The organism is Bradyrhizobium sp. USDA 4501 (assembly GCF_054062115.1).
The window spans coordinates 9,090,016-9,102,681 of sequence record NZ_JBSSEX010000001.1; the positions used below are offsets into that span (position 1 = coordinate 9,090,016).

Sequence of the window (12,666 nt, forward strand, 5' to 3'; positions counted from 1 at the left end):
GCTCGTACTAATCGTCGATGGCTTCCCAGCGTCTCATTCTCGGCAGCGGCCTTGCGATCCTCCTCGTCATCAGCGCGGCGTCGATCGGGTTGGACGTCAAGTCGCGCAGCGAGATTGATTCGGTCGATCGCACGCTCAGCATCCTGAAGCGCATTTCGGACGCGCGTCAGCTGCCGCGCAGCGTCGAGAGCGCGGCGCGCGGTTTCGCGCTGACCGGCGATGCGTCCTTTGCCGACGAGTTTCGCGAGCAGAGCGCAGCCCTCACCGCGGCCTTCGACGATCTGATGGCGGCGGTGACGTCGGCCCCCGAGGAGGCGCAGCTGATCACGGGCACCAGGGTCGAGGTCCAGCGTGCCATTGCGCTCGGCGCCGAGCTGATCAGGTTGCGCAGCGCGGGCGACACGGCCGGCACCGCGGCGCTGGTCTCCGCCGGCGAGAGCCGCGCGCTGACCGACAAGGTCGGCGCGGCGCTCGACCGCCTGGTCACCGAAGAGCGCCGCCTGCTCCGGATTCGCACCGACCAGTCCAAGACCAATGGACGGCTGCTGCTGATGATCGATCTCGCCGGTGTGGCGATGATCCTGCTGCTCGCGATCGCGCTGACGCTGACGGCCCGGCGCGCCAGCCGCGAACTGCAGGGCGCGCTCAGCGCGACCAAGGCGACCAATCTGTCGCTCGAGGGCAAGGTCGCCGATCGCACCAAGGATCTCGGTGCCGCGCTCGAAGAGCTCCGCCGTTCCACCTCGGTGATGGAAACCACCTTCCGCACCATGGCGGAGGCGGTGCTGGTGATCGACAGCGCCGGCACCGTGCTGCTGTCGAACCCGGCCGCCGAGAAGATGCTGCGCTACAAGCCGGGCATGACGGTCCGGCAGCTGCGCGCCATGAGCAACGTGTTCCAGTCCGACGGCGTCACGCCGATGCAGGCCGACGACATGCCGTCGGCCAGGACGCTGCGCGGCGAGGAATTCGACGGGCTGGAATTCGTCGCCAAGCCGGTGCGCGGCGCGCCGGAGATTCACCTCGTGGTGTCGGGCCGGCCGCTGCGCGATGGCGACGACACCATCACCGGCGCGGCGCTGATCTATCACGACATCACCGCCTCGCGCGAAACCGAGCACAAGCTGCAGCAGGCACAGAAGCTCGACGCCATCGGCAAGCTGACCGGCGGCGTCGCGCACGACTTCAACAACATGCTGACGGTCATCACCGGCACCACCGAGACGCTGGTCGACAGCCTGCGCGCCCAGCCGCAGCTCGCGAAAACCGCCGAGCTGATCGACCGCGCCGCCGAGCGCTGCCGCGAGCTGATCCAGCATCTGCTCGCCTTCGCGCGCCGCCAGCCGCTGGAGCCGCGCACCGTCGACATCAACGGCACCGTGGTCGACATCGCCAAGCTGCTGCGGCCGACGCTCGGCGAGCAGATCGAGATCAGTTCGGTGCTGGCACCCGATGTCGCCAGCGTCCATATCGATCCGTCGCAGCTTGCCAACTCGCTGCTCAACATGGCGATCAACGCCCGCGACGCGATGCCGAACGGCGGCAAGCTGCTGTTCGAGACCAGCAACATCGTGCTCGACGACGCCTATGCGGCTGTCAATCCCGACATCACGCCGGGCCGCTACGTGCTGCTCGCGGTCAGCGACACCGGCACCGGCATGTCGCACGCGGTGCAGGACAAGGTGTTCGAGCCGTTCTTCACCACCAAGGAAGTCGGCAAGGGCTCCGGCCTCGGCATGAGCATGGTCTACGGCTTCGTCAAGCAGTCCGGCGGACATATCAAGATCTACAGCGAGGAAGGCCACGGCACCACGATCAAGCTCTATCTGCCCCCCGCCCGCGGCCAGGTCGAGGTCGAGGCGCCCCCGCCGGAGCCGGTGCGGCGCGGCAGCGAAGTCATCCTGGTGGTGGAAGACGACCAGCTGGTGCGCAACTACGTCGTCACGCAGCTAGGCGCGCTCGGCTACAAGACCATCGCCGTGCCCGACGCCCGCGCCGCGCTGGCGCTGGTCGACAAGGGTGAGAAGTTCGACCTCCTGTTCACCGACGTGATCATGCCCGGCGGCATGAACGGCCGCCAGCTCGCCGACGAGGTGCAGAAACGCCGCCCCGGCGTCAAGGTGCTCTACACCTCGGGCTACACCGAGAACGCGATCGTGCATCACGGCCGCCTCGACGAGGGCGTGCTGCTGCTGGCCAAGCCCTACCGCAAGGCGCAGCTCGCCAGCATGCTGCAGCAGGCGCTCGGCGAGTGATGTGAGCTACCTCGTCGCAAGCGCGACGCCGGCGAGGGTGAACAGCAGCGCGACGATCTGGCTTGGCCCCAGCGGCTCGTGCAATGCGACCGCGGAGGCCACCACGCCGATCACAGGCACCGCCATGGTGCCGATCGCCGCGACCGAGGCCGGCAGGCGCGCGAGCGCGGCGAACCAGGCGACATAGGCGACGCAGAACTGGATCAGCGTCGAGTAGACCAGCAGCCACCAGCCGACGGTCGTGATGCGGTCGACATGCGTGGTCTCGATCATCATGCCGACGATCGCGATCGGCACGCAGCCGAGGCCGATCTGCCAGGCCGCGGCCGGGATCGGCGGCATCACCAGCGGATATTTCTTCGCCAGCACGGTGCCGAGCGCAAAGCCGAAGGCGCCGCCGAGCGCCATGATGATTCCCGGCAGCTTCTCCTTGCTTGCGGTGATGCCGCTGCCGCCCATGATCGCGGCGAGGCCTGCAAAGGCCATCACCAGCGCGATGGTCCGCAGCAGCGTCGGCCGTTCGCCGAGCACCGGCCAGGCCAGCAGCGAGGCCCATACCGGCATGGTGTAGGCGATCAGCGCGGCCTCGCTCGCCGGCAGCCAGAGCAGCGCCAGCCCCATCAGCACCATCCAGCCGGTGACGTTGAGCGCCGCATAGAGCACGAGCCGCGGCCACAGCCGTTTCTCGACATGCAGGCTCTGGGCGCGGATCAGCGCCAGCACCGCCAGCAGCACGGCGCCGATCACCCCGGTGGTGCCGCGCAAGGTCAGCGGCGGCAGTTCGCTGAGCAGGAACTTGGTGGACGGCCAGTTGAACCCCCAGCCCACCGAGGTGATGGCGAGGAACATCAGGCCGGCGGGCGCAAGGCGCGGCCGCGCTTGAGGCTTCTGGAGTGTCATGGAACCCGGCAAGGGTGTGAAAAGGATGTGAGTCGGCCTCACCTTGCCCGCGATTTTGTCGCCCGACCATCACGGCTCTGACATGCCTGATCCGTACTTTGCCCGTAGGCCTACGTGAGTCCCCAAAATTCAATCCGGGACCGCGAATAAAAACTTCGCCTGTGAACAGCGGGGCGAAGCTCCGATCCACAGGCGATAGGAATTTTTTTGGCTTGGGAATCCCTGAGGACTCACCGATAGTTGGCCCGATCACAGGCGCGGCACCGACCCCTGTTATCCCCCTCTTTCCACCATATTTAGTGTTTGATTCAGAAACTCGTACTAGTCCTTGACGGGCGTGACGGACATGGCCTAGCTTTCAACCTGTTCGGCGCGAGTGTGTTTGGGTCCCCGCCGGTCGCTCCCACAAGGGTTCCAAAATGACCACTCCGCCAGGCCTTCGGGCCGCGGGTGAAGGGCTTTTCTGCCCTGATTTTGGGGCCGCCGTCGGGGACGACAAACGGGCCGCGAAGGACCCGGAAGCAGAGGCCGTAACCGGCCCGTAAAGAAGCGTACGCGTGACGTGTCGCGTGAAGCGTTTGGGGCGTTGAATGCATGACCCGGAGCACCCGACCAGTCGGGCGCCGCGCCGGGACGATGCCGCCGCAGGACCGGTCATACCGGTGCCCAGCGGATGAGAGAAAACAGGCCGGATCCACCGGCTGAGCTGCGGATGACGGGAGGCGTGCTGACGCGTGTTCCGAAGTCCGCGAACAGACAACATTCCGGCACCTGCGGGGAAACGTGGGGCCGGGCAGAAGAAGAGACGGGGCTCGACCATGCGAATCGAACGACGCAACACCACCAGCGGACAATCTCCCTACGCCGGGATCAATTTCCGCCTGACCACCTCAGAGATCCGCAATCCGGACGGCTCGGTCGTGTTCCGCGCCGAGAACGTCGAGGTTCCGGAGTTCTGGTCGCAGGTCGCCTCCGACGTGCTGGCGCAGAAGTATTTCCGCAAGGCCGGCGTTGCCGCGCGCCTGAAGAAGGTCGAGGAAGAGACCGTGCCGTCGTGGCTGTGGCGTTCGGTGCCGGACACCGAGGCGCTTGGCCTCCTGCCCGAGAACGAGCGCATCGTCGGCGAGACCTCGGCCAAGCAGGTGTTCGATCGCCTCGCCGGCTGCTGGACCTATTGGGGCTGGAAGGGCGGCTACTTCTCCACGGAAGAAGACGCCCTCGCCTTCTTCGACGAGCTCCGCTTCCAGCTCGCAAAACAGATGGTCGCGCCGAACTCGCCGCAATGGTTCAACACCGGACTGCATTGGGCCTATGGCGTCGATGGTCCCGGCCAGGGCCACTATTACGTCGACTGGAAGACCGGCAAGCTGACCAAGTCGAAGTCGGCCTATGAGCATCCGCAGCCGCATGCCTGCTTCATCCAGGGCGTCGGCGACGACCTCGTCAACGAGGGCGGCATCATGGACCTCTGGGTGCGCGAGGCGCGCCTGTTCAAATATGGCTCCGGCACCGGCTCCAACTTCTCGAGCCTGCGCGGCGAAGGCGAGAAGCTGTCCGGCGGCGGCCGCTCAAGCGGCCTGATGAGCTTCCTCAAGATCGGCGACCGCGCCGCGGGCGCGATCAAGTCGGGCGGCACCACGCGCCGCGCCGCCAAGATGGTCGTGGTCGACGCCGATCACCCCGATATCGAGACCTATATCGACTGGAAGGTGAAGGAGGAGCAGAAGGTCGCCGCGCTCGTCACCGGCTCCAAGATCAACCAGAAGCACCTCAAGGCCGTGATGAAGGCCTGCGTCAACTGCGAAGGCAGCGGCGACGACTGCTTCGATCCGGAGAAGAACCCTGCGCTCCGCCGCGAGATCAAGCTCGCGCGCCGCGCGCTGGTGCCGGACAACTACATCAAGCGCGTCATCCAGTTCGCCAAGCAAGGCTACAAGGACATCTCGTTCGACACCTACGACACCGACTGGGATTCCGAGGCCTACCTCACCGTCTCCGGCCAGAACTCCAACAACTCGGTGTCGCTGAAGGACGATTTTCTGCGCGCGGTGGAAACGGACGGTGATTGGAATCTCGTCGGCCGCACCACGAAGAAAGTGACCAAGACGCTGAAGGCCCGCGACCTCTGGGAGAAGATCGGCTACGCCGCCTGGGCGAGCGCCGATCCCGGCCTGCACTTCAACACCACGATGAACGACTGGCACACCTGCAAGGCGTCCGGCGACATCCGCGCGTCCAATCCGTGCTCGGAATACATGTTCCTGGACGACACGGCGTGCAACCTCGCCTCGGCCAACCTGCTGACGTTCTACAGCACCACCACCAAGCGGTTCGACATCGAGTCCTACGAGCACCTCTGCCGGCTCTGGACCATCGTGCTCGAAATCTCCGTCATGATGGCCCAGTTCCCGTCGAAGGCGATCGCCGAGCTGTCCTACGAATTCCGCACGCTCGGCCTCGGCTTCGCCAACATCGGCGGCCTGCTGATGACCATGGGCCTGCCCTATGACAGCAAGGAAGGCCGTTCGCTGTGCGGCGCGCTGACCGCTGTGATGACCGGCATCGCCTACAAGACCTCGGCCGAGATGGCGGCCGAGCTCGGCACCTTCCCGGGCTACAAGAAGAACGCCGCGCACATGCTGCGCGTGATCCGCAACCACCGCCGCGCCGCCCACGGCAACGCGGCCGGTTACGAGGCGCTCTCGGTCAACCCGGTGCCGCTCGATCACGCCTCCTGCCCGCAGGAAGACATCGTCACCCATGCCAGGCTGGCCTGGGACGACGCGCTAGCGCTCGGCGAGGTCAACGGCTACCGCAACGCCCAGACCACCGTGGTGGCGCCGACCGGCACCATCGGCCTCGTGATGGATTGCGACACCACCGGCATCGAGCCCGACTTCGCGCTGGTGAAGTTCAAGAAGCTCGCCGGCGGCGGCTACTTCAAGATCATCAACCAGGCGGTGCCGTCGGCGCTGCGCGCACTCGGCTATCGCGAGAGCGAGATCGCTGAAATCGAGGCCTACGCCGTCGGTCACGGCTCGCTGTCGAATGCGCCGGGCATCAATGCCTCGACCCTGAAGACCAAGGGCTTTACCGACGAAGCGATCGCAAAAGTCGAGAAGGCGCTGCCGACCGCGTTCGACATCAAGTTCGCCTTCAACAAGTGGACTTTTGGCGAAGACTTCATCCGCGACCAGCTCGGCATCGGCGCAGAAGCCATTGCTGCGCCGGGCTTCGACCTGCTCTCGGCGGTTGGGTTCACAAAGCGCGAGATCGAGGCCGCCAACGTGCACATCTGCGGCGCGATGACGGTGGAAGGCGCCCCGCATTTGAAGGCCGAGCACTATCCCGTGTTCGACTGCGCCAACCCCTGCGGCAAGATCGGCAAGCGCTACCTCTCGGTCGAGAGCCACATAAGGATGATGGCGGCCTCGCAGCCGTTCATCTCGGGCGCGATCTCCAAGACCATCAACATGCCGAACGACGCCACGGTGGAGGACTGCAAGTCCGCCTACCTGTTGTCGTGGAAGCTGGCGCTGAAGGCCAACGCGCTGTACCGCGACGGCTCGAAGCTGTCGCAGCCGCTGAACTCGCAGCTCATCGCCGACGATGAGGACGAAGACGATGCGGTCGAGGCGCTCTACGAGAAGCCGATGGCCGCGCGTGCCGCCCAGGTCTCGGAGAAGATCGTCGAGAAGCTGGTCGAGCGCATCGTCGTGATGCGCGAGCGCGAGAAGATGCCGGACCGCCGCAAGGGTTACACCCAGAAGGCCGTTGTCGGCGGCCACAAGGTCTACCTGCGCACCGGCGAATATGACGACGGCAGGCTCGGCGAGATCTTCATCGACATGCACAAGGAAGGCGCGGCGCTGCGCTCCTTCATCAACAATTTTGCGATCGCAGTATCTCTGGGTCTGCAATACGGCGTGCCGCTGGAAGAATATGTCGACGCCTTCACCTTCACCCGCTTCGAGCCCGCGGGTCCGGTGCAGGGCAACGACTCCATCAAGTACGCGACCTCGATCCTTGACTATGTGTTCCGCGAGCTCGCGGTCAGCTACATGGCGCGCTTCGACCTCGCCCATGTCGATCCGAACGAGTCTGGCTTCGACGCGCTCGGCAAGGGCGTCGAGGAAGGCAAGGAGCCGGATGAGGCCCCCGCCCAACACCAGGCGACCAAGTATCTGTCGAAGGGCCTGACCCGGTCGCGCACCGACAACCTCGTCGTCATGCGCGGCGGCTCGGCCGCGGTGAGCCAGGGCGCCGACAACGCGCCCGCCGGCAACCGCGTCACCGCGCTCGCCTCCCACGGCGCAACCTCGCGCGGCGCCTCCGACACCGTCGAAGGCGCGGTCGCCCTGAAGCAGGAAGTCAGCCACGACCTCTCGCCGACCGAGAAGCTCGAGGCGCTGAACTGGAGCAAGCCCGGCACCGCCGCAGCCGCCGCCCCGTCCAAGGCCGAGCGTCGCGCCGAAGCCAAGGCCAAGGGCTACGAGGGCGAGATGTGCTCGGAGTGCGGCAACTTCACGCTGGTGCGGAATGGGACCTGCATGAAGTGCGATACGTGCGGGTCAACGACGGGGTGTTCGTGAGGCTCAACTGAGCAGAGAAGATCGACGCTTTGTCCGGGTTTGCCCCGGGTATCCACGAAGGGCGGCCGACAGGCCGCCCTTTTGCTTTGCTTATTCTCGCACTGTCGCCGGTGTTCAAAAGACTGCGCCAAACTCCTCTTTAGTATCAAACTTCCATTTTCTGTTTGCTTAGCGATCGACCTTCGCTTAACCATAGGTTGTTACAACCTTAAGGATATTCGAGCCGCGATATCATGGATCTCATTACTTCGTCTCTCCTCAACGACTTTACTAAGGAATTTCAGCTCGACGACCTGCCGGAATCCGAGCGCTTTGAACATTTCACAGCGTACGTGACCATTAGAAGACACTATTCCGAGATTTTTGACACGAGCGATGTTGCAGTTGGCTCCGGCAATGATCTCGGAATTGACGCCATAGCCATAATCGTAAACGGCGTTCTCATCACGGACACGGACGCATTCAACGATTTGATCGGAGGCAATCCAGATTATTTGGACGTCTCTTTCATTTTCGTGCAGGCGGAGCGCAGCCCATCCTTTGACGCCTCTAAGTTGGGCAACTTCGCCTACGGCGTCACCGAGTTCTTCAATCCCGACACCAAAGAGCCGCGCAACGATCAAGTGTTGGCGGCCGTCAATCTTATGCAGGCAATCTTTTCGAAGAGCGCCAAATTTAAGAGAGGCAATCCAACTTGTCGTCTCTACTACGCCACAACAGGCAAATGGTCCGGCGATGGCGCGCTTGAAGCTAGAAGGACAGCCGTGGAGGGTGACCTCGATAGCCTCGACTATTTTCCTCAGACAAATGCGATCCGAGCGTTCGCTGCGATGTTCTTGAACGAGCCGCACAATACCGTAAGAAGCTACAAGGCGTTGGCGGAACGGGTTGGCAAAGATATCTTTGTGCAAGGCCATAAACTCCTTCCTTACTACACTGCAGCCTATACGCTTTACCTCCTCGAATATCTCTTCAGGAATCAGAAACTGGATTCTTCGTATAAGATTGCCCGGTATCAGATACTCCTGGCTTATCGCATCTTGGCCAACAAGAATGGCGTACCCGCACTAAATTCACGACACGTAGAGACCTATTGCAAAGATATTTGTGACACCCTTTGGGCTGGAGGAACCACTTCAACCAAGATTATGTTTAGCGCGGTAGAGGCCGTTAAGGCGGTGGCAGGAAAGCACTTTGACCGCGACCCAATTCACACCGCCGCCTTCACCGAATCCTTGATTGAGTATTGCAAAAAACATGCGTAGCAAGCGTGAGGCAGATTAGCCAAACGCATATCGGTAGCGCTCTTGGTTTGAAACGATGACGAACAATTGTGCCCGGCGCATCTCAATCGCGGACACACCATCACGCGAACCACGCGAGCGGACGTAGGGCGGATTAGCCGAAGGCTTAATCCGCCCGTTCGCTGGAAACGATCGCGGGGGGTTACGCTTCGCTGATCCCGTCCTACACGCTACCCCTAGATTACCTGGGCACAGACGCAGACATCCGGCGCGCTTCCCAATCGCTCGAAAGTGCGGTCATATGCGCTCCGGAGACACTTGGCGTTTAGGGCAAGGTCTCGGCTTGCGGGGGAGAATGCGCGTGAAAGAACTCGCTGGAAAGACTGCGTTCGTGACCGGTGCAGCGTCGGGCATCGGACTGGGGATCGCGACTGCTTTGGCCCAGGCGGGGGCGAAAGTCATGCTTTGCGATGTTGAGGAAGCGGCTCTCGCCACGGCGCTCGAGCAACTGAGGCGCACCAACGTCGATGTCGACGGCGTGAAAGCGGACATCTCACTCAAAGCCGAACTCGTGGCGGCCGCCGAAGCCACGACTGCCCGCTACGGCAAGGTGCACATCCTCGTCAACAACGCGGGCGTCGGTGGCGGTGGGCCCTATGGCACCTGGACCGACGCGTCGTGGGATTGGACCCTGGGCGTCAACCTGATGGCGACCATTTGGGGAATCGAGATTTTCGGGCCGTTGATAGAGCAGCATGGCGAGGGCGGACACATTGTCTCCACAGCCTCGATCGCCGGTCTTATTTCAGGGGCGAGCAACGCATACAATGTTTCAAAATACGGCGTTGTCGCGCTGTCCGAGGGACTGCGCCTTGAACTCGCGCCGCGCGGGATCGGCGTATCAGTACTGTGTCCCGGGTTCATCCGCACGCAAATCGTGAACTCGAGGCGCAACCTTCCCGAGCGCTTCGAGGGGGCGGTCCGTACCTTGCCGACGTCGGGCCCAATTGCCGATCAGATCAATCTGATCCGCCAACGCGTCTCCGAGGGCATCGATCCCAACTATGTCGGTGAGCTCGTCCGCGAAGGCATCGAAAACGACTGGCCCTACATCTTCACCGACCTCGAATTCGAGCCGCTCGTCGACGCGCGCTTCGCCGCAATCAAGCAAGGCTTTGACCGGATCCGCGGGCGCACCCCGAAGCGATGAGCGCGCAGCAAGCGTAGGGCGGATGAGTCAATGCGTCGCGCGAATGCGCGCCCGATGACAGGCTCCGCGACATCCGGGACCAGCATCACAGGACGTTGCCACCCGATCCCGCATATCGCTTCGCTCATGCGGGCTACCGGCTGGCACGCTTTTCAAGAAGCAGCGTGCGGTCGGCGATGTCCTTTAATTCGAACGCCTGGGAGTCGAGGAACGCGACGGACCCGTTGTCGGGGTCCGCGGCGAGGCGATGGGTTTCGCTGAGATGATGCTTCAGCCAGGCCCGCTGCTCCCCGAGCAATTGCGCGTGCGCCTCGCCCTTCGAGCTGGCGAGAAGGGCTTGATAGGCGGTGTTGAGCCTCGTGTCCCACTTGTCGATTTCGGTCTTGCCGCACGCGAGCATCTTCGTTGACACCCCTGCGGCCTTGTCCATGCACGCATCATACTCGACGCTTTGCTGCGCGCGGACCGATAAGGTCCCGAGCACGAGCATCGCCGCAACAATGACTGGCCTCCGCGAAAGCATCACCACGTCCAAATCACCCTGCCTGCGTCTTTCGACAACCATCGCCGCACAAAGGCGTCCCTGGCAGCGCCTGGGGCCGACGGCCAACGCAGTTTACGCCGGCAGCACGATCACCTTCGTTTGGAGGGGCGTTCGCGAATAGAGGTCGATCATGTCCTGACTGAGGAGGCCGGTACAGCCGCTCGTAATACCGTTCCCGATCGTTTCGGGGGCGCTGGTGCTATAGATCGTGTAAAGCGTGTACACCCCATTTTGGTAGAGGTAGAGCACGCGCGCGCCAAGTGGATTGTCGAGACCCCCCGCCATGCCGCGAGCATATTTGCCCGCCTCCGGCTGGCGCGCGATCATCTCCTTGGGCGGCGTCCAGGTCGGCCATTCGGCTTTGCGCCCGACATAAGCCTCCCCGCTCCACCGGAACCCATCGCGGCCGACATTGGCGCCATAGCGGGTCGCGTTTCCTTCGCCTTCGATGCGGTAGACATAGTATTTGCTCGGATCGACGATGATCGTACCGGGCGCCTCATCGCTGTGGTACTTCACGGTCTTGCGAAAATATTTCGGATCGACCTTACTGACGTCGACCGCGGGGATCGGGAATTTCTCGTCGGGCACGGGCCCGTAGACCTTCTCCGCCTCGGCCAAGCTCATGTAGTCGGACGCACAACCGGCCAGGCTCAGTGCGGCGAGACCAGCAGCAGAACCGACCAGAAACGCCCGGCGGTTGAGAAGCCGCGACCGAGGCCCAGGCAGAGCGCCCTCGCTCATCGCACCGGCGTCGGCAATTCCACGGTCCATGATCATGATTTCTGATTTTCCCTTGTCCCGTTGCGCGGCCGAAGCAGACTTTGGCATACAGTAGAAGGGAAAAGAAAAGTTCTTCGTCATTGTCTGAGGTTGACCAACAGATAGTCTTGTGAATCCTTCCGAGAACAATGCGAGAACTTCGGCGGATTACGCCTTCGGCTAATCCGCCCTACGCGATGGCAACAACTGATTGATCTCGTGCATGCGATTGATCTGCGGCGCTTTGTCGGACCAAATTAGTATGGAATCACCGCCCCGCCACCCTGCCGCATTCCATGCGGAAAATGAATCGAAGGTGAAAACCCAATGAGACGCGTTGTCGAGGCTTCGCTCGGACTCCTCGCATGGAGCATTCTCCAAACCTCGCCCGCATCCGGCCAGCTCAAGGGCAACGCCGACAACATTTGTCGGAACGGATATTTCCCGCGCGAGAGCACCGACTACAGGCTGGCGAAGATCAAAGGCGCAGCCGGCGACAGGATCTATTTTCGCGGCGACGGCAACGAGCGTTGCCCCGACGACCAAGCCTGTCGTCTGAAAACTTATGTCGTTCGCAACGATGAAGTCATTGTTTCCCGGACGTCAGGCAAGTTCGCATGCAGTTGGTTTCAACCTCGCAAGGGCACTGAGACGGTCGGCTGGATCGAGATCGAAAGGCTTGCGTGGCAGGAGGACATACGAGGACCGGCAGAACGGGATTGGCTCGGCGAATGGCGTGCCTACGACAACGTCATTCGCATCTCGAAATCGAAAGAGGCAGGTCAGCTGGCCATCAAGGGCGAGGCCATTTGGGGTTCGGGCAGCCGCACCCATTCCGGCGAGCTTGATTACGAAGCAAAACCTTCAGGCGATAAGATGAAATTCGGTGACGGGACGGACGAACTCGACTGTCAGGTCACGATGCAGCTCGTCGGCAAGTTACTGGTTGTCGGCGACAACCTCCATTGCGGCGGGACAAACGTCTCATTTTCAGGTGTCTACCAAACGAGACCGACGCGATGAGCATCTCGCGGCTCGTAGGGCGGATTAGCGCAGCGTAATCCGCCCTTCGTCGCGGTAACGCCGAGCGGCGGGTCACGAGGAGTCTATCATCGGACACGCGCTCCGCGCGATCCGTTGGCGAACCCACCCTACTCGT

Annotated in this window: 8 protein-coding genes; 5 read left to right on the top strand and 3 right to left on the bottom strand. The window is 62.8% G+C overall.

The window, feature by feature from the left end; translation table 11 throughout:
- Positions 1-17 precede the first annotated feature (17 nt).
- Positions 18-2,255, top strand: coding sequence for a CHASE3 domain-containing protein (locus ACVWZM_RS42495; protein ID WP_456814381.1), 2,238 nt, complete (start codon positions 18-20; stop codon positions 2,253-2,255).
- Positions 2,256-2,261: 6 nt separating this feature from the next.
- On the opposite strand, the gene ACVWZM_RS42500 is transcribed toward ACVWZM_RS42495, so the two are convergent.
- Positions 2,262-3,155, bottom strand: coding sequence for a DMT family transporter (locus ACVWZM_RS42500; protein WP_456814380.1), 894 nt, complete (start codon positions 3,153-3,155; stop codon positions 2,262-2,264).
- Positions 3,156-3,973: 818 nt separating this feature from the next.
- Between ACVWZM_RS42500 and ACVWZM_RS42505 the strand changes: the two genes are divergently transcribed.
- The 3 genes from ACVWZM_RS42505 (at position 3,974) to ACVWZM_RS42515 (ending at position 10,201) form a co-directional block, all read left to right on the top strand.
- Positions 3,974-7,747, top strand: a complete 3,774-nt coding sequence (locus ACVWZM_RS42505; protein ID WP_456814379.1) for a vitamin B12-dependent ribonucleotide reductase — start codon at positions 3,974-3,976, stop codon at positions 7,745-7,747.
- 233 nt (positions 7,748-7,980) lie between these two features.
- Entirely contained in the window at positions 7,981-9,012 is a 1,032-nt protein-coding gene (locus tag ACVWZM_RS42510; RefSeq protein ID WP_456856233.1) for a hypothetical protein, read from the top strand.
- 334 nt (positions 9,013-9,346) lie between these two features.
- A complete protein-coding gene (locus tag ACVWZM_RS42515) occupies positions 9,347-10,201 on the top strand; it encodes an SDR family NAD(P)-dependent oxidoreductase (RefSeq protein WP_456856234.1) in 855 nt (284 codons plus the stop codon).
- 133 nt (positions 10,202-10,334) lie between these two features.
- Here the strand turns inward: ACVWZM_RS42515 and ACVWZM_RS42520 are convergent, their stop codons facing one another.
- The gene (locus ACVWZM_RS42520; protein WP_456815245.1) at positions 10,335-10,730 is read right to left on the bottom strand and encodes a lysozyme inhibitor LprI family protein; all 396 of its coding nucleotides are present in this window, start codon (positions 10,728-10,730) and stop codon (positions 10,335-10,337) included.
- 87 nt (positions 10,731-10,817) lie between these two features.
- Positions 10,818-11,525: a L,D-transpeptidase gene (locus tag ACVWZM_RS42525; protein WP_456815244.1), complete on the bottom strand. Its 708-nt coding sequence runs from the start codon at positions 11,523-11,525 to the stop codon at positions 10,818-10,820.
- A 309-nt stretch (positions 11,526-11,834) separates the two neighbouring features.
- On the opposite strand from ACVWZM_RS42525, the gene ACVWZM_RS42530 reads away from it, so the two are divergent.
- Positions 11,835-12,530: a hypothetical protein gene (locus ACVWZM_RS42530; protein WP_456814353.1), complete on the top strand. Its 696-nt coding sequence runs from the start codon at positions 11,835-11,837 to the stop codon at positions 12,528-12,530.
- Positions 12,531-12,666 lie beyond the last annotated feature (136 nt).